This window comes from Occallatibacter sp. FHG110214_02, assembly GCF_059115385.1.
In genome coordinates, this window is sequence record NZ_JBZYWK010000009.1 from 1 (window position 1) to 20,189 (window position 20,189).

Genomic DNA, 20,189 nt, shown 5'->3' on the forward strand with positions numbered 1-20,189 from the left:
GGGCTTGATGTTGCTGTTGAGCCTGCTGCTGTTGGCGTTGTTGTTCCTGCCGTTGCTGCTCCGCCCGCTGCTGTTGTTGCTGCTGGGCTTGATGTTGTTGCTGCTGTTGCTGCGCCTGACGTTGCTGTTCCTGCTGCGGCATCTGATGTTGCTGCTGTTGTTGCTGGACCTGGCGCTGCTGCTCGCCTCGCTGTTGCGCCTGTCTCTGCTGCTCAGTCTGTTGTTGCTGCAGAGCCTGGCGTTGCTGCTCCGCCTGTTGTTGCTGACGCTGCTGCCCAAAACGCCCTGCTTCCTGCTGTTGCTGCGGCCCACCCGGACGCTGCTGTTGCGGCTGGCCGGGCTGCTGGCCGGACCTTCCTATCTCGGGCCGTTGCGTCGGCGCATAACGCACTACCGCTGGCGGTTTCACATTACGGTCCGCAATAATCGGACGATTGTTCACCAGCGTCTGCGGACGACCATTGTTCACATGCGCAAAGTTATTCTGGTTCGCACGCGCCTGCTGCACCATCTGCCTCTGCGAATTCATCGGCGGCGTATGCTGCTCGTGCAGAGCCACCAGTTCCGCCGCACGCGGACGGTAATTCACGCCGCCTCTGCCGCCGTTGAAGCTCACACGGTTCCCGTTCACGTTGTTGATATGGTAGTCATACACATTCCGCACATTCGTCGTGTTGATGTTGTTCACCGTGCGGTTGTAAGAGAAGTTATTGCCGCGCCAGTAACCACCCTGGTAGCCCGAGCCGACATATCCATTGCCATAGTTAATGCCGCCATAGTAGCCAACATGCCGGCCCCAGTAGCCTGGATAATACGCATACCGGTTGCCGCTATAGCCCCAGTAGCCCGGCGTCCACAGCGCGCCGACATAAGGAGCCATCACCCACGCGCCAGTCACCCAGTAGTAGCCGGACGACGCATAATGCCAATACCCCGGAGTCCAGATATATCCATCCCCAGGGCAAGGCGGCTGGTCATACTCAGGCAGCGGCGGAGGCGGTTCCTGCGCATAAGTTTCAGCCTGCACGCCATAGCCGTTATCCGCGTTATATTCCGTATCCGGATATTGCTGCTCCACACTCTGATCCGTAGGAGCCTGGTAATCGTCTGAATAAGCAGCCGGCTCCGCATCGGGAGCGGGCGCTGGAATCGGAGCCGGGGCCGGAGCAGCCGCTTGAGCGGGCGCAGGTGCCGGTGCCGGAGCGGGTGCCTGGGAAGGAGTGGAAGCAAATGCAGGAGCACTTGTCGGACTATTCGACACCGGCACCACATTCGCATTCGCCGGATCCTGAGGCTGCTGCAGTCCCTGGTCTTGTGTTGCATTTGTATTCGTATTATCAGCAGTTTGGGGAGCGGGATTGCTCTTGCATCCACCCACAGAGAGCGCGAGCGAAGTTGAAAAAGCTGTAAAAACAAAAGCCCTTGAGAATCTATTCATATACGTCCCTCTAGGCATCGTTGGATGCCTGGAGCTCCAAGGCCGTTGCACACAGGCACAAACACAAGCCGTTCCGCCAATCAGTTATGCTTCGGCTTGCTCCCCGGCGGCGCGCTCCGCCCCTGCGCATTCGCCGGCGGAGTCGTCACCACTCTGCGCTCCGTCCGCGCATGCGGCACAATCCCCACGCACACATCCGAATCCTGTCCCCGCGCCAGCCCAGCGCCCTGTACCGTCTCGCCGCACAACCGCACCTTCATCGCATCCGCATCTTTGCTGCCCAACGTCATAAAGCGGTCCAGCCCCGTCTGCGGATCGCGGTCATAGCGAAACACATAATCCTGCTCCGGCTTCGCCTTTCCAAAATCAAAGTGGTTCCACACCGCCAGAAACTCACTCCCCGCGCCAGCCCCTGTCTTATCTCCCACACCCGTCACCGGCAGCACCGCATACACTTGCGTCTGCGTCACATCCGCCTGCGTCGCATTCGTCCACACCGGAACCCCTTGCGTCCCGCGTAGCCACCGCGCCACAAAAATGTGCTGCCGCAAATCATAGTGAAACGCCGTCAGGTAAGTTGTAGCCGCGCATTCGCTGCAATCGTCATACAGCACTGCGGGCTCACGCGTCCCAGCCACAAGCTGCAACCCATCCAGCCAACGCAAATTCACGCCTTTCAAAACCGGCGTCAGCAAATGGCTCTTCAGCGAAATGTTGTAAATCTGAAACGTATCCGCCGCAGGCGAAGCATCCGCCGCAGCCCTCAGCGTAGTCACCACCAGCGCCTGGTCATACTGCACGCCAATCTCGCGAATCGCCGACCACTTCTCGCCTTCCAGCGCCTTCGTCACCCAGATAACAATGCTCTGGTCCTTGTCGGAGTGAAAGTCCACCCAGCGAAAGCTATCCTGCGCACCGGCAAATATCGCCGCGCACAACATCCCAGCAAGAACCAGAAAAAGTCGTCGCATCAAAGTCCCAGCTTCTCCCAAATCGAATCCACACGCGCCTTCGTCGCCGCATCCATCTCAATCATCGCGGGCCACGGCCTCTCAAACCCTTCCGCCTTCCACTTCCGCGTAGCATCAATGCCCATCTTCGACCCATAGTTCGGCAACCGCGAAGCATGATCCAGCGAATCCACCGGCCCCAGCGTGAACTGAATATCCCGCTCCGGATCGATGTTATTCGCCACGCGCAAAGTCACCTCGCTCATGTCATGCACGTCGCAATCCTCATCCACCACAACAATGATCTTCGTAAACATCGCCTGCCCCAGCGACCAGATCGCATTCATCACCTTGCGCGCCTGCCCCGCATAGCTCTTGCGAATCGAAACAATCATCAAGTTGTGAAACACCGCCTCAACAGGCAAATGCACGTCCACCAGTTCAGGAATCTGCATCTTCATCGCCGGCAGAAAAATCCGCTCCACCGCATGTCCCATCCACGCATCTTCCATCGGAGGCTTGCCCACAATCGTCGCCGCGTAAACCGGATTCTTCCTATGCGTAATCGCCGTCAGATGAAAGACCGGATACTGATCCTCCATCGTGTAGAACCCCGTGTGATCGCCAAACGGTCCTTCCGTCCGCATCTCACCCAGTTCCACATATCCCTCAAGCACAATCTCCGCCTGCGCCGGAACTTCTAAATCAACGGTCTCGCACTTCACAATCTCAACCGGCTTGCCGCGCAAAAATCCCGCGACCAGAAACTCCTCAACCTCTGGCGGAGCAGGCACAATCGCCGCAAACGTCGTCGCCGGGTCCGTTCCAATCGCCACTGCCACTTCCAGACGGCTTCCCTTCTGCTTCGTCAACGTAACCTGCGGCAATCCGCCAATCGGTCCATCGGGAATCGTCACCGAACCACCCGCCGACTCCGCCATCACCTGCACGCTAGCCGTTCGCGCATCCTCACTCGCGCCAGTCTCAGCCGCAGCCCGCAACGCATTCCGGTAATGCTCCGCCGCAACCTTCTGCCGCTGCCAGTGCATCCCCGTCGTCTGCCCATCAAACACCTGCATGCGATACATGCCAATGTTCCGCTTGCCCGTCTTCGGGTCCTTCGTATGCACCAGCGGCAGCGTAATAAACCGCCCGCCATCATGCGGCCAACACTTCAACACCGGAAACGCATTCAAATCAAAGTTGTCTTTCAGCACAACCTCTTTGCAAGCCGCGTCCTTCGCGCTCACCGTCTTGGGAAACGCACTCACCAGTTCCCCCAACTGCGGCAACATCTTCAGCTTGTCCAGAAAACCGCCCGCAGGCGGCTTCATATTCATCAGCGCGGAAATCCGCTCCGCAATCTCATCAACTTTCTTCACGCCCAGCGCCAGCGCCATCCTGCGCTCGCTGCCAAACTGGTTCATCAGAACCTGCTGCCCCGGAAACCCCTTCACATTCTCAAACAGCAGCGCCGGACCACCCGCGCCCCACTTGCCGTCTTTCATTTTGGACACGCGATCCGTAATCTCCGTAATCTCCAGCTCCGAAGAAACCTCTTCGCGGATGCGCTTCAGCTCGCCCTCTTTTTCCAGCGTCTTAATCCAGTCGCGCAAATCGTCGTATGCCAATGTCTCGTAATCTCCTTCCCTGATTCTAAAGCGCACTCACCATAGTGGACCTCCGTGCCATTGCCGGGCACACTCTCTTGTGTCACACTCGCAGGCACGTAACGGCCTCAGTTCCCCACCACTATCCAGACGCGCTCGCTTACGTCGAACACAGCCATAAGGAGTCACCTAAAAATGAGCACTCTTCCGGCAATACCCAATAAACCCTATTTCAAACGCCGCAAAATCTTCTCCCCGCAGGCCCGTGCCGCCAAGGCCTCCGGAGCAGCCCCCTGGAGCGTCCCCGCACTCGCCACCGCCTACAACTGGCCAACCAACCTTTCCGGAGGAGGCGTCATCGGCATCATCGAACTCGGCGGAGGATGGGTCCAGTCCGACATGACCGCCTTCTTCCAGTCCATCAGCCAGCCCAATCCATCCATCACAGATGTCTCCGTAGACGGCACCACCAACAGCCCCAACCAGAACCCCGGCTCCGCCGACGACGCCGACTACGAAGTAGCCCTCGACATCCAGGTCGCCGCAGCAGCCTACTACGCCGCCACCGGCAAAGCCGCCACCGTCCGCGTCTACTGGTCGCAGGACATCGCCACCGCCGTCCAGAAAGCTGCCTCCGACGGCGTAGACGTCATCTCCATCTCCTGGGGAGCCGACGAATCCAGTTGGGGCACCTCCGCCGCCGAGCAGATGGAGTCCGCCGCACAGGCCGCCACCGCCGCCGGAGCCATCGTCTTCGCCGCCGCCGGAGACAACGACTCCTCCGACGGAGGCTCATCCGCCGCCAACGTCGATTGCCCTGCCTCCTGCCCCCACGTCATCGGCTGCGGAGGCACCCTCAAAACCAAAACCGCCGAAACCGTCTGGAACGACAATCCCGGCGAAAACGACGGCGAAGGAACCGGCGGCGGCTACTCCACCATCTTTCCCACGCAATCCTGGCAAATCGGAGCCCCAACCCCCTCCACCACAAAGTCCAAAGCCAGTTCCGGCGCTGGCCGCATGGTCCCGGACGTAACCGGCAACGCCGACCCCAACTCCGGCTACGAAATCTACGTCCATGGAGCCAGCACCGTCGTAGGCGGAACCTCTGCCGTAGCCCCGCTCTACGCCGGCCTCTTCGCCAGCTTCGGAACCAAGCTAGGCTTCGTCACTCCCACGCTCTGGGAAAACCAATCAGCCTTTACCGACATCACCAGCGGCAGCAACGGCGCATACTCGGCAGCCGCGGGCCCCGACCCCTGCAGCGGCATCGGCGCCCCCATAGGCAACAAAATAGCCGCCCTCTTCACCACCGGCAGTTCCTCAACCACCACAACGGCACGCCCCACCACCACGCAACATCCAACGACCACAACCCCACACCCCACCACCACACATAAACAGACGACAACCACGCATCCCCCAGCTACCACCACACACCATCCGACCACGACGACAACGCCCCGCCCCACCACGACGCACCATCATCATCCAACCACCACCACCCCGCGTCCCACCACCACGCATCACCACAAGCACCACAAGTAGCCGCAACTTCCGGCGGGTGCCCCCGGTCCCTAATTTGGGGACCGGGGATACCCATACCGCCAGCCCTTCCGTTTTTCGTGCACCCACAAAAATAACGTTGTCATCCTGAGCGAAGCGCATTGGGGCCCCGCGAACGGCATTATCGTTCGTGGCGTAGGCGGAGTGAAGGATCTGCGGTTGCCCTTTACATAGCTTTTGCCCTTTACGGCCTTTCCATCTTTTATGTTTTTGCCGAGTATCTAAAACCCCTTGCCCCTTGCTCTCTGTGGAAATCTCTTGTCAAGCTCTGCGAGCGAAAATATTTTCTAACTCATTGATTCCATTAAGCAAAAAACCTCAAACAGTTTGCGCTCAATTATGGTGCTTTATGCCAAACTAAAAATAAGCAGAAATAAAGCAGAAAAACGGCCCGATTCCTTGGGAATCGGGCCGTTCTGTTTTTATCCACTAACTAGCCAATACGAAAGAAAGGAGATCCCAATGCACTCAAAGGCAGGCACAACCCTCTGTAACCTGACACATGAAACCTGTAACCTGCCTTCCCCACAGTTCCACAGTTCACAAATAAAGATTCTGCACAGGGACTGTGCAATCCACCGCAACCCAAACAAAACAAATGGCTCCGAAAACGGGGACACTGTGCTTATACACACAGAACATCAAAAAACGAGCAACCGCCAAAGCCCACACACAAGAAAAGAGGCCTCCGCCTCCGACATACGCCTTTTATCTATAACGTCTTTCCGTTCTTTATCTAAAACCCTGTACCCTGCACCCCGTTACCCTATCCCCTGCTTTAGAGCAGCTTCCCCTGCGCCAGATCCCGCACCAATCCCCGATCCGCAGGCAGAAAATCATACTCCGGCAGCTTCTCCAGCGGCGACCAAACCACCTGCGCATAGATATGGTTCACAATCTCGCCGGAAAACTCCCGCACCGAGAAGAACTGCAAATCCACAGCCCCGCCATTGCGGTAGTTATGCCGAATCCGCGTCACCAGCGGCCCAACCGTCGCATGAATGCCAAGCTCTTCATGCAACTCCCGCTGCAGCGCCTCTTCCGCGCTCTCGCCCTGCTCAATCTTGCCGCCCGGAAACTCCCACTGCAACGCCATCGGCTGGTCCACCCGCCGCTGCCCAATCAGAATCTCATTTCCGCGCACAATCAGCGCCGCCGCCACAAACCGCAGCGCGCCAACCGGACGATTCAGAGATTCGTGCTGAGGATTCTCCACGAACCCAGTCTACTCGCACCCGGCTCCAAGCACATCCGCAACCCGCGCAAAGGTAACGAGTTAAGCACCTTGAAGCGCAATTGCCATAAGCGCTTACATTTACTTTTTCAGCAAAAGCGTATCGTTCGGCTGAAAATATCCCCAGCCCTTTGCCGTCAGCACTTCCAGCAACTCCGCCGTAGGATTGATCGGAAACGGATGCGCCGCAATCTCCAGCATCGCCAGATCGTGGATAGAGTTGCCAAAAACAGCATCCGGCCGCGTCACGCCGGCACGCTTCAGAGCCTCAGCCTTGCCCTCATCGGTCGGCACATCCACCAGGTCGCTCGTAATCACGCCATTCACAACCGCAACCTCGGCAGCCAGCACGCGGCTCTCCGGAATGCCGAACTCCCGCACGCCTTCCGCCACAACCCACTTGTTGGTGGAGCTAACCGCCCACAAATCCGCGCCGGCCTTGCTCAGTCCGGTCACCAGCTTCTCCATATCGGCAAAAACATCCTGCCGCACAAACTCGCGAACATACTCCGCCGCCGCCTTGCGCACTTCGTCCTCACGCAGCCCGGCATAAATCTGCACCATCTCGCCGCAAATCTGCAACTCGCTCACATCCCCTGCGCGATACCCCCTGTAACGCGTATCAATCCAGTCGCTTGTGGAGCGCGAAACCAGCCCCTGCTCAATCGACCACTCCATAAAGCCCACGCCGGAATCCAATCCCCAAAGCGTCCCATCGCAGTCAAACACGGCCACCGCAGGCTTTACATCCTGAACCTTAGCTTCCAACTCACCAGCGCTCCAACGCGCGGCTTCCAACTGTGTTGTCATCCAGTCTTCTTTCCCGTACCCAAAAAATCTCTTCCCACTATTTTCCGTGAATCCTGACGAATTTGCACGTAAACGTTTCTTAACAGGACTACCTCACTTCAACAATCCGCTGCAATTCACTCGTATTGCTGGTCATATTAGCATCCTTGATTCCGTAATTAACCAGATGCCGAACCACTCCGATAATCCTCCGCCGCGAGCAGAGCGGGCAGATAATCGACCTGTGAACCCAGCCTCCAACCCGGCACTGCTCAAGGACTACCAGTCCTACCTGCGCGTCGAAAAGGGCTTGCGTCCACTCACCTGCGAAGCCTACTTGAGCGATCTCCGCACCTTCGCCGAGTTCCTCGAATCGCGCCACGGCGTGCTTCTCTCCGCCACACAAGAAGATGTTTCCGCATTCCTCGAACACCTCCGCACCCACAACATTGACTCACGCTCCTCCGCACGCAAACTGAGCTGCCTGCGCGGCTTTTACAAGTGGCTCCTACTCGACCGCCGCATCCACCACGACCCCACGCTCAACATCGAGTCGCCCAAAGCGTGGAAAGTCCTTCCGAAATCGCTTGCCGAGCCGGAAGTTTCCGAAATGCTGGAACGCGCCGCACTCGCCGCGACACATCCGCAGGCCCGTGCCACCGCTCTCCGCGACCGCGCCATTCTCGAACTGCTCTACGCCGGCGGCCTCCGCGTCTCCGAAGTCACCACGCTGAATACCAGTGACCTGAAGCTCGATGAGGGTCGCGTCATGGTCCGAGGTAAAGGCGACAAGGAACGCATCGCTCCAATTCACGCGCAAGCGGTCGAAGCCCTCGAAACCTACATCAACGAAGGCCGCCCGCACTTGGCGCGCATCACAACCAAACGCAGCAACCCACACAGCCACGCCAATAATGCGCGCCTCTTTCTTTCCTTGCGCGGAGCGCCGCTCACCCGCCAATGGGTTTGGCACCTTGTAAAAATGGCGGACAATAATGCCAGCCCGCACATGCTGCGTCACAGTTGCGCCACGCATATGGTTGAGCACGGCGCAGACCTCCGCAGCGTACAAACGCTGCTAGGCCACGCCGACATCTCAACCACGCAGGTCTACACGCATCTGGCTCTCGGCAGACTGAAAGAAGTCCATCGCCTGCATCATCCCCGCGCCAAGCGCGCCGCCGCAGAGCCAACACCTGCCCCCGCGCTGCTTGAGGAAACCGCATGACCGCGACTCTTGCCGAGCCCATCACAGCTTCGGCTCTGTACACTCTCGTCGCAGACTACCTCCGAACCTTAGCTAACGAACGCAGTGCATCGGCTCACACCCTTCGCGCCTACGAACGCGAACTAAGCAGCTTTGCAAGCTACGCGGCAGAAGTTCTCGGGGAAGATTCCTCACCCGAAAAAATCGAACACACCCACATTCGCGCCTATCTCGGAGTCCTCTACGAGCGCGGCCTCTCAAAAGCCTCTGCCGCACGCGCCCTAGCCGCCATCCGAAGCTGGTTCAAGTGGCTCGCCCGCACCAATCGCGTCCAGCAGAACGTGGCCTCACTGGTCTCCACGCCCAAGCTGCCGAAGCATCTTCCCCGCGTCCCCTCTATCGAGCAGATGAACCGCGTAGTGGACAACATAAGCGAAGACGCCGCAAGCTGGCCTTCCCGCGACCGAGCCATTCTCGAACTGCTCTACGGCTGCGGCATGCGTAACGCCGAGCTCACCGCACTCAACCTCAACGACATCCATTGGGCCAACGACGCCATCCTCGTCCGCGGCAAAGGCCAGAAGCAGCGCTATGTGCCGCTGGGCGACGCCGCAGCGCAGGCTCTCCGCGAGTACCTGGCCGAGCGCAGCGCACGCCTTGCCGCCAGCGAAGGCAATCAAGCCGCTGCACGCAACACCCAAGCCGTTTTCATCAACCTGAAATTACGTGGCCTGAATCAGCCCGGCGGCGAAGCCCGCCTGACAACGCGCTCCGTAGGCCGCATCGTCAAGCGAGTAGCCATCACACGCGGTCTCTCCTCCGACGTGCATCCGCACACACTGCGGCACGCCTTCGGAACGCATCTACTGGAAGAAGGCGCAGACCTCCGCGCCATACAGGAGCTGCTAGGCCACGAACGCCTGTCCACCACCCAGCGCTACACACAACTAACCGCCGCCCAGCTAACGAAGGTTTACGACGATACGCACCCGAGAGCGAAGTGAAACAGCTATCAGCTATTAGCCCTATACTCAAAATCGAAAATTTGCTTTTTTGCCAAATTCAACAACACTGCGGGTACTGCCACAATCGAGCTAACAGCTAATAGCTAACAGCTAGGAGCTCCCTTTACAGCAGCCCCTTACCAATCAAATACTTTTCCATATTCTCAACCGCATCCGCAGCCACGCGTTTCCCTTCCGGCTTGAACGGCACTCCCTCAATCCATGAAGGCCCGCGCCCTCTGCGCGCCCGGTCAATCGACTCATGCGCCACGCGGTACACTGCCACCACATCATTCGCGTCCACATGGATGCGTGGCAAATACCCTTCACTTGCAGCACTCTTCGCCTTCTTGCTCTTCTTCTTTGCGGCGCGCATCTCCCGTGCCAGATCTTTCTCGTCGATATCCTTTGCACGGCTCACAAAAATCAGCGGCAGATCCAGCCTCTTCGCAAGCCCCAGCGCGTCCGTCCACTCCTCGCTGCACGGCTCGCCAAAAATCACGCCCACCTTGCCGCTCTTGCGCGACTTCGATAGCAGCCCCGCACCCAGCACCAGCCCGAACTCCAAGCTATGCGACGCAGCAGGCTTGCCCTTGCGCTTCAGCCTGACCGGCGCATCGGCAAGTGCCGTAACCACAGCATCGCCATCCACAAGGTCCATCATCACGGCTGCGGGAATTCCATCCACCACTCCGCCGCCGCGCTTTGCCGCCTTCTCGCACTTCTGCAAATCCGCATAAAGCGCCTTCAGCGTCGCATTGGAAATCAGGGAAAACTCTTGTTTCTTCTCCGGCGCAGTCTTCGCAACGCGCGGCTTCTTCTTACCAGCCATCCAGGAAACTCCCTCACATACTTAGCAGTGCTGTGATTGTAGCGTTGAACGCATAAAACTACGTCGAATAATCGGCGTTGATGCTCACATATTCTTTCGTAAGGTCTGTGGTCCAGAAGACGCACTTCCCCTCGCCCTGATGCAACGCGATCGAAATCGTAAACTCGCCCTGCTTCAGGTATTCATGCGCCGCAGCTTCATCAAACTCGTCCGCGCGGCCACCATCGCGGCAAATCCGCAAATCGCCAAACCAGATATCAATCTTTACCGGGTTAATCTGCGCACCGGAGTAGCCAATCGCCGCCACCAACCGGCCCCAGTTCGGGTCCATCCCCGCCCACGCCGTCTTAATCAGTGGCGAGTGCGCAATAGCCTTTGCAATCTTCAACGCATCCGCGTCCGTGGCAGCGCCATCAATATGCAACTCGACAACGTGCGTCACTCCCTCGCCATCGGCAACAACCTGCTTCGCCAAGGAAGTTGCAACCTGCGTCAGCGCGTTCGCAAACTCTTCATCGCCCGCAAAAATCTTCGCGCCGCTCGCTCCGCTGGCCAGCAGCAGCACCGTGTCATTCGTTGAGGTATCGCCATCCACCGAGATGCAGTTAAAGCTCACCTCAACCGCCGAGCGAAGATACGCATCCAGCACCGCCGGTTCTACATCCGCATCCGTCAGAATATAAACCAGCATGGTGGCATGCGGCACAAGCTGCGGATGAATCATCCCCGAGCCCTTACAGACCGCTGCAATGCGAACTTCCTTGCCGCCAACATCCAGCCGCGCAAACGCCGTCTTCTCCACAATGTCGGTCGTAAGAATTGCCTGCGCCACCTGCTGAAAGTGGTCGCTCTCCGAGCCAATCTGTTCGGCCAGCCCCGGCAACGCTGCAATCAGCTTTTCCGCAGGCAGAGGCACGCCGATAATTCCTGTGGAAGACGGAAAGACTTCCGTCTCGTCGCAGCCAAATACCTTTGCCGCAGCAGCGCACGTCGCATTCGCGGCATCAATTCCCGCCTGCCCCACCGCGCAGTTCGCATTGCCCGCGTTAATGGCAACCACGCGAACCTTGCCGCCCGTCGCCTTCAGATGTTCCTTATCGACAGCCAGCGGAGCGGCGCTCACCTTGTTGGAGGTAAACATCGCCGCGGCGCTTGCCGCTTCATCCGCCACAATCAGCGCAAAATCCGTGCGGCCACTGGCCTTTAAGCCAGCCTTTGCCGCGCCAAACCGAAACCCCTTCGGCATTAAGAATGTAGAAATCTCGCTCATCACACTCACAATCACTGGATTTCCTGCTGGCTCATTGCGTTTGCGCATACTTCAAGCACAGCCCAATGCAAGATTTAATCTAACAAAGAGGACATCAGATACGTGAACACATCATCCACAGCCGCTCCCAATTTTCTCGAACTCCAAAATGTCAACGTCGCCCGCGGCGAGCGCATCGTCCTCCAGAACATCAATCTCACCATCCGCGCCGGTGAGCATGTCGTCATCCTCGGCCCCAACGGCTGCGGCAAATCCACGCTCATCCAGACAATGAACTGCCAGCTCTACCCGCTCGTGCAGCCGGGCATGAAGGTGAGCATCTTTGGCCGCGACCGCTGGGACCTTACCCAGCTACGCAAGCACTTTGGCATCGTCACCACCAATCTCCCCGGAGAGCGCACCGCGACCACCACTGGCCTCGACGCCGTCATCGCCGGATTCTTCTCCGCATCATCGCTCTGGCCCAACCTCCACGTCACTGACGAAATGCGCTCCCGCGCTGTGGAAGCACTCGAACGCCTCGATGCCACGCGCCTTGCCAATCAGCTTGTCGGCGAAATGTCTGCCGGAGAAACCCGCCGCATCCTCATTGCCCGCGCCCTCGTCCACGGCCCGCAACAGCTTCTCTTCGACGAGCCTTCCAACGCGCTCGACCTGGCCGCACAACGTGAACTGCGCGACACCATGCGCCGTCTCGCCAACGAAGGCACCGGCCTTGTTCTCGTTACGCACCACCTCGGCGACATCCCACCGGAAATCGACCGCATCATCCTGATGAAGCAGGGACAAATCATCGCCGACGGCCCAAGAGAAGAGTTATTAACCGAACCGCGCCTGAGCGAACTTTTCAACACGCAGGTCCGCATCGGCCGCGATGATGAATGGCTGCATAGCTGGTAGAAAACAGGGAATAGGGAGTAGAAAGCAAAAACAACGGCAACAGCACCCTCTTCACCCACGCAAAAACAGCTTCGTTCCAAATGGCATTTTGGTGAAAAGGAAACGGGATTTGGTTTTCTATTCCCTGTTCCCTACTCCTATTCCCTGCTTTTCTGCTACCATTCTCCCGTCCGCCCGTCCATACTTCACACGCTCACGGAGGTTCCCGATGAGTTCCTATTCTCGCCGCGATTTCATCAAGACCACAATTGCAGCCACCACCATCGCCGCCACTGCCGCACCCGCTCTTGCAGCCAAGCAGACCGCCACCGATAAAGTCGCCCTCGGACGCTCCGGCGTCACTGTCACGCGCCTCGCTTTCGGCACCGGAACCAACAATGGCTACGTGCAGGCATCGCTAGGTCAAAAGGAATTCAATCGCCTCGTCGCCTACGCGTACGACCACGGCATCCGCTTCTTTGAAACAGCGGAAGCCTACATGACGCCCGCGATGCTTGGCGAAGCGCTCAAGCCCTATCCGCGTGAGAGCTACGTGCTCATGAACAAGGTAACAACCAACGACGGCGATCCGCACAAGCGCTTCGACGACATGTTGAGCACCATGCAGACGCCATACTTCGATATCATGCTGCTCCACTGGCAGCACACGGCAGACTGGTGGGCCACCACCAAGCCCTGGCAGGACGGCATTGAAGCCTTCCAGGCGCAGAAGAAAATCGTCTCCCGCGGCGCAAGCTGCCACGGCCTTCCCGCATTGCGCCTGGTTCCCGGCAACCAGTGGCTGCAGGTTTCGCTCATGCGCATGAACCACAACGGCACCCGCATGGACGGCCCCAGTTACATGGACGGCAACAATCCCAGCAATCGCGATGAGGTTATAGCCCACGCCAAGCAGATTCGCCAGGAAGGCATGGGGCTGCTCGGCATGAAGCTCGTTGGCGGCGGCAGCTTTGAAAACAGCCACGAAAATCGCGCCGCGGCCATGCGCTTCGCCTTCCAGAACGCAGGAGTACAGGCCGTCACCGTAGGCTTCAAGAGCACGCAGGAAATCGACGAAGCATTCAGCAATCTCAACGCCGCATTGGCGTAGCTTCTAATCTGCATTCCCTTGTCGCGCATGGCAATCCTGCGCGACAAGGGAATGCTTTTTCGTTCTACCGGAATGCCGCCCTCAGATAATCCGCCTTCTTGGCCGCTTCCCCCCGGTTATTTCCAGCAGCGCAAACTTATTCTGATTGTGTTGCAACTCAGTTACCAACTCACGATACGCGGTAGTATTCGCTATCCTCTTCAGTAAGTTTCTCTTTGGTGATCCTCTCTATCAGCTTGTTGATCGCTTCGAGCGCTTCCGCAACTGGCTTTGCAACGCTCAGAGCCGTTGCAATCAGTGGTACTGCCATAGAGCACCTCTGCACGAAGCATAGGCCTTCCCAAAATTTATATTCAAGAAAAAACGAGGCTAGCTGTATTCACCCGAAAGCTGATTCCTGGCAGGCAATATCAGCCACAACAGTTTTACCGCTCTTGACGCGCTTCTCCTGGGCGATTAGGTTGTAGTTACACGGGAAAGGAGGATGATCCAGCCTATGAAATTTGATTTACCAAGTAGCTCGGTACGTGAGGTGACTGAGGCCTAGGGCATCGCGCTCTTAGCCCCATGTAAGCTCCCGGCGGAATCCTCCGCAGGGCCTTGGCACTCGCGGCAGCGCGATGGCCTTAGTCCAATCCCAACAGCTTCACCGCTAAGAAAGCCCGCGTAAATCGCGGGTTTTCTTATGCCTCCCGGAAAATTGTGCTAATTTTGTGCTACGAGGATTCCCGCGAAAGGCACTCCATGAGCACACCCGTTATCACGATTTACGTCCGCCACGGCCAAGACAAAAAGACCGGCAAGCCATGCAAGTACGCGGATGATGAAATGTCGCGCCGCTGCAACTGCCCCAAGCACTTCCGTTGGACACAGAACGGGAAGCAATACCGCCGCAAGGCCGGGACGCGCTCTTGGGAGATTGCAGAAGAGATAAAGCGGCAGCTTCAGGACCAACTGACCGGACGCACCCCCGAAACAAGACCTGAGGACAACACACGCCTAATCGCGGAAGCCATTAAGCTCTTTACCACGGACAAGAAGGTTCAGGGAGTAGGCTCCGGCCAAGTCTCCCGGTATGTATGCGAGTTGGGCCGTCTCCAGTCGTACTGCGAAAGCCAAAACGTCTTTACTGTTCCCGGTATCACACGGGAATTGCTCACAGGCTACGCGGAGACTTGGGAGGACCACTACGCGGCAAGCAGTACGCGGGCCGGTGTACGGGAACGGCTCCGCACATTCCTCCGGTACTGCTATGACGCTAAATGGCTGGACCGTGTGCCGGGAATCACCAAGATCGAAGTGGACGAATCACCCACGATGCCACTCGTAGGCAATGAATACGAAAGACTGTTAAAGGCTCTCCCTACCCTTCATCCATTGCGGGGAACGGGCGAACCATCCCCCAACGTGATTACGCCCAAAATGTTGATTGTTGTGCGTGGTGTCATACAGCTCATGCGCTGGAGCGGGTTGGCAATCACGGACGCGGTGGCGCTCCCCAAGGCTTCATTCACTAAGGCCGGAGGATTGTGGCGCGTGGTGACACACCGGGAAAAGACGGGTACGGACGTATCCGTTGTAATCCCGGAAGAAGCGGCTAAAGACGTAATGGCGGCTTGGGAGCTGTCACCCAACAAGAAATATATTTTTTGGAGCGGTGAGGGTACAGCGGTCGCGGCGGGGAATAGGATGGGCAAGCGGTTTATCACGCCCGCGTTTGAATCCGCTGGATTGACGGACGGGACACACATGAAGTCTCACCGGCTCCGGGATACCTTTGCCGTTCATCTCTTGCAAAAAGGCGTACCGCTGCCGGACGTATCCAAGGCACTCGGTCACAAGTCCATCAAGACCACGGAGAAACACTATGCAAAGTGGGTGCAAGGACGGCAAGACCGCCTAGACGCGCTTGTGATGGGAACGTGGCAATCAGCCGGTGCGAAGCGCCGTAAAAAGTCCGTAGCCGCGTAACTCCAGTCTTTTCAGTGGATATGAAATTTGGTATAAAAACACACAAAAATTCCAAAATCCGTAGATTGTTTGTTTATGTAAATTTATGGGTTGCGGCGCTCTATTGCGGGGTTGTTTTGAAGATTTGACCCCACCCCTTATGCCACTAAGCAATTTATAATGAATGATTTAGCAGCAATTCAGAAGTGATATTCGCGCCGTGGTTGTTGCTTGTGGCGTACTGAGTCATTGCCCACGCACAGACGGCATCCGCACAATTCACCCGGCTTGGTCTGGTGGATGAAATGCGGACGGGCGCGGGGATTCGGACACCACTTGGATTGGAACCGTTCTTGTCCCGGTTCGGCGGGTGGGATTGCCCAATTACACACGCAACGGTGCCGGTATTGGTTCACGTCAATTCCTCCAGATTCCCGATGAAGTTTGCGTCCGTCCACTGTCACCAAGGCGTATTCACTGTCACCACACGGCATGACTACACTTGGTGACAACCTAAACCATTGTTATTGTGCGACTTGCGGTGTCCGTCACCACTGTCACCACTAAAACACCGCGCCTAGAGAGAAAGAAGGTAATAAAAGGACGTAAGTATATGAAAATATATATATTTAATTATTATTTTTTATCTACTTAGGTCTTTCTCTGTGCCAACGGATGTTTTTCTCCCTATCTAGGGCACCCATTTTGGTGGTGCCAATGGTGACAGTCTCTCTAACTTATTGATATTGAATTGGATAGATTGTCACCACCTGTAGTCATGGCCATTGGTGCCAATGACTACGGCTTGGTGACAACCCACATACGCTTTGGGTGTTCGGCATCCGGCTCAAGTGTCAGCTCACCCTCATCCACCAACGTCTGCAAGCACGCATCAAACTGCGGCAGTCTTGCGGCATGGAGCTTGCGTTTGAGGTCACGCAACGGCATCCGTTTCACCGGCTCCAGCGTGGCAAGGATAGCGTCCTCAATGTTGAATGAGCGGACTTGCTCCGGCTCTTCCGTGGAATTGTTGATCGGCTCCGGCTTAGTGGTGCCTTCATAAGCGGCTAAGTAACCGGGCGGTGTCTCCAACTCCACGGTGACGCGATACCGGCCCAACAGTTTGGGACCACCGGCAACGTCCATTCCCCAACGTGGCTGCTCAAAGACGCTGATAAAGTGCCGCTTTCCTTCTGGACGATATTCCTGCTCTGGAGCGGAGAAAGGGCCATTGCTCCACGCGGGACAACGGCCCCAATCTGTAAACCGGAATACTTTTGTTTCTGGGTCTGGAGTGTCAATCACTTCACATACAGCCGGGAGCGCATTCATCCCCTCTTTTCCCGCCGCCATTACTGCTCTTGTCGTTTCCATATCTGCTGTCTCCAATCTTGAATCTGCGCGCCTACAATGCCCCGTAATCGCATTACAAAGCCCGTAGGCGCATTGCTACTGCTGTCCGGCGGCACCCCTAGCTTGGGTTTTTGCAGTATGCCTACCCCCCGGTTCCCAAGCGTTCACTCTCCACTTAAAAGTCCCGTTGCACGCCCCCGTCCAAGAAGAAACGTGCCACAGTTGGAGCCGCAGATAGCGCCTTGCCAAGCGGAACCGCTACGGCGCGGTTACAGCGGCCCCGGCTGCTCAGTTCGGAGCCGCAGTCTCAAAAGGTGTCCGGCTTTCCACCGGACTCGTCCTCTACAACCAATCACGCGGGTCATGGCTGCTTTGGCTTGCCTATGCCCGTCCCATCCGTAACGGCATAAGCAGGTTCTCCGTGCTGCTGAATCTAGGCGGACCTGATACGCCTTGTGGGGACAGCACGGAGAATGCACCCCACACTCTGAATGTGTGGCTACTTCCGGGACTGGCCCCAACACTCCCCGGTTGAGGCCGTCTCCCGTTTCGCTCAAAGCCCGTTTACATCGGCGCGGGCCAAGCCGGTTGGTTTACGAGTGGGAAATCTTCACGGACTGCACGGCCTCCGGCATCACCACGCGGCCATCAACGCGGCGGTACGCCAGAATTGCTACCTGCCCCTGAAGCGCAAGCGGCTGATCGAGCACCTTCACGTTGATGCCCGCTCCACCACGCACACCAATGTAGTAAGCGCGTTTGAAGTCACCGTAGAGGATGGGCAGCACACCCGCGCTTGTTGCCGTAGGCAGCGCCGGAGCGTTCTGGTCGTAGTAGACCGGGCGGCCAAGCAGCAAGTGGGTACCATCCGCGCCCTCCGTCCAGACAGGCGCAAAGAGGTTGGCTTGCATCTGTGCGCGGCGGATTGTCAAGCCGGTTGCACGGCTCATAATCCACGATGCGTTGGACTGATACAAGGACTTTAAGGTGGACGTAACGTCGAAGAGCGAGTTGAGCAAGAGCTGTCCGTCAGTGGCCGCGCCGGTCAACTCATACGCATTGCCTGTGCCGGTCCCCGTATTGCCAAAGACACCCTGAGCCTGTCCAGTCCCAGTGCCATTTGCAAACAGATTCGCTTCATAGATACGCTGCGAGTTCAGCAAGTCCCCAACGATGAACTGCTGGAAAATGTCCACGTCCTGCAACAGTTCCCAACTCGCAATGGCAACACGGCCCGCCATATACGCATCAAGCTCAACCTGCCCAAGCGTGAAGTCCGTCCCTCCGAAGCTGCTCGTAGTGCCGGTGCTCTCAGCCTTTGCCGCTGACGTACCAAAGGCCGTTTGCGTGGGCAGTTTGATCGGCGTGGCGGTGGGAATAACCGTGGCCGCATCATAAATGCCCATGTCGGGCAGACCAAGCGGCACAATTTGCTGAATGGTAGGCACGTTAAGCGCATAGCCACCCGCCGCGTTGGAACTGCCGCCAGCGCCCTCATACAGCGCCGCGCTCATCCCCGGTGCCGGAAGGAAGGCACTATTGGGACCGCGCTGCCGTGTGTACAGTTCGGAACCGGGGAGATGGTATCCCCCGTTACCGTCCGCGCCCACAACCAGTTCATCACCGTGAGCCTTGCCGCCCGTCCTGAAGAAGCTCATCAGCGCGGTTTTGTATTCCGGGCGCTGCGTTCCTGCAAAATCGGGGGCGGTCGCAATGGTCTGCATGAAGCCTACCGGCTGCGCGGCGTTGGGGGAAAGGCCGGGGGTGGGGAATGGCGTGCCGTTCGCAAACATTCCACGGATGGTGTTGACGGATTCACTTGCCTTGATAAGCGTCTGAGTATGCGCGGCCTGTGCCATGTGCGACTCATACGCCGCAGTCTCAGCTTGGGTCATGATGTGGTCTTTACCACCAAGCAGCGCTTCCGCCGCATCCAGAGATGCCTTGTACTGCTGTTTCAAATCGTGCAGATTCATTTGGAGAGTTCTCCTAATTCCTGTTACGGTTCAGGCGCATGAGCGCGTTTGGACGCACGGCCTCCCCTGCCGCATTAACAGCTATTTGCGCGTGTCCTTGCTTATGCCGCTAACGCGCACGGCCCCGTCCTCATGCCCCTCTTTGGGGGATTAGGATGAAGCCAGCAAACTTGTACGAAAGTGAAAGCTCGAAAGGTGAAGCTCGAAAGGTGAAGCTCGAAAGACGAAGCCCTATGCGTTGAAGGGCGCGGAGATATACTGCCGGGTGAGCCAATCGTAGTAAGGTTCCCCGTTAATCAGTGTGCAGACGTACTCCCGGAATGCCTTGAGGATTACGGAGACCGTCTCCGCTGCCAGCGGCTCTTGAGGAACGAAGACGGGTTGCAATCCCTTCAATGCGACTACACCAACGGGCCGCAACTTCCGGGAGACGTAATCAGCCTTGTCCGGCGTAGCGTCCAGCGGTTCCATGCTGATGTCACGGTTATCCGGGCTAAGCGAAACCATGACGGACACGGCGCTTCCGATAGCGGCAGATGCCGCCCGTTCGATATACATTGCTTGCATCATTCCTCCGTCCCCCTCTTAAAGACAGTACCGTTAATGTGACCGTATCCCCCTTATACGGTGAATTTTTTTGCCCTACATCCACACTAGCGAAAATGAAGAGCTGAAGTTTACAAGGCAGAATCTTTTTTCTTAAAGACGGTCTGCCATTCGTTCCCGCCAATGACCCGTCAGCACTCTACTTTTTTTCGTGCTCTTTCAACTTCATTGAACCATCGACTATGGACTTATCCCCGTCAGCGCCCCGATTTATTTATCGCATCCGTTTTTGCCGATGTGCCACACAGCGCATTTTTCTTTAGAGCTTGCCGTTCATGTCACGTTTAGAGAGTAACGTTAGTTTTGCCACAGGTGTCTTATGCGGCAGAATCTTTTTTCAAAAAGTTTTCAGCCTCAGCTTTGCGACGGCGGAGCAGCCCCGGCAGCTCAACGCCACTACTTTTTTGAGCTGCT

General features: G+C 57.3%; 17 protein-coding genes. 6 read left to right on the top strand and 11 right to left on the bottom strand.

Annotated elements, in window-relative coordinates; genetic code table 11:
- The 3 genes from AC5S3R_RS09945 to AC5S3R_RS09955 form a co-directional block, all read right to left on the bottom strand.
- The coding region (locus AC5S3R_RS09945; RefSeq protein ID WP_494266879.1) for a YXWGXW repeat-containing protein at positions 1-1,438 on the bottom strand (1,438 nt) is incomplete at its 3' end.
- 80 nt (positions 1,439-1,518) lie between these two features.
- Positions 1,519-2,409: a hypothetical protein gene (locus AC5S3R_RS09950; RefSeq protein ID WP_494266880.1), complete on the bottom strand. Its 891-nt coding sequence runs from the start codon at positions 2,407-2,409 to the stop codon at positions 1,519-1,521.
- The gene (locus AC5S3R_RS09955; RefSeq protein ID WP_494266881.1) at positions 2,409-4,019 is read right to left on the bottom strand and encodes a UbiD family decarboxylase; all 1,611 of its coding nucleotides are present in this window, start codon (positions 4,017-4,019) and stop codon (positions 2,409-2,411) included. The genes AC5S3R_RS09950 and AC5S3R_RS09955 overlap by 1 nt, the downstream gene beginning before the upstream one ends.
- A 174-nt stretch (positions 4,020-4,193) precedes the next feature.
- Between AC5S3R_RS09955 and AC5S3R_RS09960 the strand changes: the two genes are divergently transcribed.
- On the top strand, positions 4,194-5,546 hold the full coding sequence (locus tag AC5S3R_RS09960) for a S53 family peptidase (protein ID WP_494266882.1): 1,353 nt from the start codon (positions 4,194-4,196) through the stop codon (positions 5,544-5,546).
- 796 nt (positions 5,547-6,342) lie between these two features.
- Here AC5S3R_RS09960 and AC5S3R_RS09965 read toward each other — a convergent pair.
- Both AC5S3R_RS09965 and AC5S3R_RS09970 read right to left on the bottom strand, forming a co-directional pair.
- The gene (locus AC5S3R_RS09965) at positions 6,343-6,780 is read right to left on the bottom strand and encodes a (deoxy)nucleoside triphosphate pyrophosphohydrolase (protein WP_494266883.1); all 438 of its coding nucleotides are present in this window, start codon (positions 6,778-6,780) and stop codon (positions 6,343-6,345) included.
- 99 nt (positions 6,781-6,879) lie between these two features.
- Positions 6,880-7,608: an HAD family hydrolase gene (locus AC5S3R_RS09970; protein ID WP_494266884.1), complete on the bottom strand. Its 729-nt coding sequence runs from the start codon at positions 7,606-7,608 to the stop codon at positions 6,880-6,882.
- 223 nt (positions 7,609-7,831) lie between these two features.
- On the opposite strand from AC5S3R_RS09970, the gene AC5S3R_RS09975 reads away from it, so the two are divergent.
- Both AC5S3R_RS09975 and AC5S3R_RS09980 read left to right on the top strand, forming a co-directional pair.
- The gene (locus tag AC5S3R_RS09975) at positions 7,832-8,815 is read left to right on the top strand and encodes a tyrosine recombinase (protein WP_494266885.1); all 984 of its coding nucleotides are present in this window, start codon (positions 7,832-7,834) and stop codon (positions 8,813-8,815) included.
- Positions 8,812-9,798, top strand: coding sequence for a tyrosine-type recombinase/integrase (locus AC5S3R_RS09980; RefSeq protein WP_494266886.1), 987 nt, complete (start codon positions 8,812-8,814; stop codon positions 9,796-9,798). Before AC5S3R_RS09975 ends, AC5S3R_RS09980 begins: the two co-directional genes overlap by 4 nt.
- A 124-nt stretch (positions 9,799-9,922) precedes the next feature.
- Here AC5S3R_RS09980 and AC5S3R_RS09985 read toward each other — a convergent pair whose 3' ends face one another.
- Complete coding sequence (locus tag AC5S3R_RS09985; protein WP_494266887.1) at positions 9,923-10,630, bottom strand: thiamine pyrophosphate-dependent enzyme; 708 nt, start codon at positions 10,628-10,630, stop codon at positions 9,923-9,925.
- Between the two features lie 58 nt (positions 10,631-10,688).
- Positions 10,689-11,948 carry a bifunctional glutamate N-acetyltransferase/amino-acid acetyltransferase ArgJ gene (argJ, locus tag AC5S3R_RS09990; protein WP_494266888.1) on the bottom strand — a complete coding sequence of 420 codons (1,260 nt, stop codon included), beginning with the start codon at positions 11,946-11,948 and terminating at the stop codon, positions 10,689-10,691.
- Between the two features lie 54 nt (positions 11,949-12,002).
- Here argJ and AC5S3R_RS09995 point away from each other — a divergent pair, with 54 nt between their 5' ends.
- Together AC5S3R_RS09995 and AC5S3R_RS10000 are read left to right on the top strand one after the other, a co-directional pair.
- Positions 12,003-12,800 (top strand): ABC transporter ATP-binding protein, encoded by a 798-nt coding sequence (locus AC5S3R_RS09995; RefSeq protein WP_494266889.1) that lies wholly within the window; start codon positions 12,003-12,005, stop codon positions 12,798-12,800.
- Between the two features lie 208 nt (positions 12,801-13,008).
- The gene (locus AC5S3R_RS10000; RefSeq protein WP_494266890.1) at positions 13,009-13,890 is read left to right on the top strand and encodes an aldo/keto reductase; all 882 of its coding nucleotides are present in this window, start codon (positions 13,009-13,011) and stop codon (positions 13,888-13,890) included.
- 169 nt (positions 13,891-14,059) lie between these two features.
- Here the strand turns inward: AC5S3R_RS10000 and AC5S3R_RS10005 are convergent, their stop codons facing one another.
- Entirely contained in the window at positions 14,060-14,200 is a 141-nt protein-coding gene (locus AC5S3R_RS10005) for a hypothetical protein (RefSeq protein WP_494266891.1), read from the bottom strand.
- Positions 14,201-14,634: 434 nt separating this feature from the next.
- On the opposite strand from AC5S3R_RS10005, the gene AC5S3R_RS10010 reads away from it, so the two are divergent.
- On the top strand, positions 14,635-15,861 hold the full coding sequence (locus AC5S3R_RS10010) for a tyrosine-type recombinase/integrase (protein WP_494266892.1): 1,227 nt from the start codon (positions 14,635-14,637) through the stop codon (positions 15,859-15,861).
- 777 nt (positions 15,862-16,638) lie between these two features.
- Here the strand turns inward: AC5S3R_RS10010 and AC5S3R_RS10015 are convergent.
- From AC5S3R_RS10015 to AC5S3R_RS10025, 3 genes are all read right to left on the bottom strand, one after another.
- Positions 16,639-17,214, bottom strand: a complete 576-nt coding sequence (locus tag AC5S3R_RS10015) for a hypothetical protein (protein WP_494266893.1) — start codon at positions 17,212-17,214, stop codon at positions 16,639-16,641.
- Between the two features lie 572 nt (positions 17,215-17,786).
- On the bottom strand, positions 17,787-19,169 hold the full coding sequence (locus AC5S3R_RS10020) for a phage major capsid protein (RefSeq protein ID WP_494266894.1): 1,383 nt from the start codon (positions 19,167-19,169) through the stop codon (positions 17,787-17,789).
- Between the two features lie 231 nt (positions 19,170-19,400).
- A complete protein-coding gene (locus tag AC5S3R_RS10025) occupies positions 19,401-19,727 on the bottom strand; it encodes a hypothetical protein (protein WP_494266895.1) in 327 nt (108 codons plus the stop codon).
- Positions 19,728-20,189: the final 462 nt, after the last annotated feature.

Bases quoted from the DNA above. Each gene is read 5' to 3' on its own strand.
- AC5S3R_RS09950 (WP_494266880.1), bottom strand. From the start codon at position 2,409: ATGCGACGACTTTTTCTGGTTCTTGCTGGGATGTTGTGCGCGGCGATA.
- AC5S3R_RS09960 (WP_494266882.1), top strand. From the start codon at position 4,194: ATGAGCACTCTTCCGGCAATACCCAATAAACCCTATTTCAAACGCCGC.
- AC5S3R_RS09970 (WP_494266884.1), bottom strand. From the start codon at position 7,608: ATGACAACACAGTTGGAAGCCGCGCGTTGGAGCGCTGGTGAGTTGGAA.
- AC5S3R_RS09980 (WP_494266886.1), top strand. From the start codon at position 8,812: ATGACCGCGACTCTTGCCGAGCCCATCACAGCTTCGGCTCTGTACACT.
- AC5S3R_RS09985 (WP_494266887.1), bottom strand. From the start codon at position 10,630: ATGGCTGGTAAGAAGAAGCCGCGCGTTGCGAAGACTGCGCCGGAGAAG.
- argJ (WP_494266888.1), bottom strand. From the start codon at position 11,948: ATGCGCAAACGCAATGAGCCAGCAGGAAATCCAGTGATTGTGAGTGTG.
- AC5S3R_RS10000 (WP_494266890.1), top strand. From the start codon at position 13,009: ATGAGTTCCTATTCTCGCCGCGATTTCATCAAGACCACAATTGCAGCC.
- AC5S3R_RS10005 (WP_494266891.1), bottom strand. From the start codon at position 14,200: ATGGCAGTACCACTGATTGCAACGGCTCTGAGCGTTGCAAAGCCAGTT.
- AC5S3R_RS10010 (WP_494266892.1), top strand. From the start codon at position 14,635: ATGAGCACACCCGTTATCACGATTTACGTCCGCCACGGCCAAGACAAA.
- AC5S3R_RS10015 (WP_494266893.1), bottom strand. From the start codon at position 17,214: ATGGAAACGACAAGAGCAGTAATGGCGGCGGGAAAAGAGGGGATGAAT.
- AC5S3R_RS10020 (WP_494266894.1), bottom strand. From the start codon at position 19,169: ATGAATCTGCACGATTTGAAACAGCAGTACAAGGCATCTCTGGATGCG.
- AC5S3R_RS10025 (WP_494266895.1), bottom strand. From the start codon at position 19,727: ATGTATATCGAACGGGCGGCATCTGCCGCTATCGGAAGCGCCGTGTCC.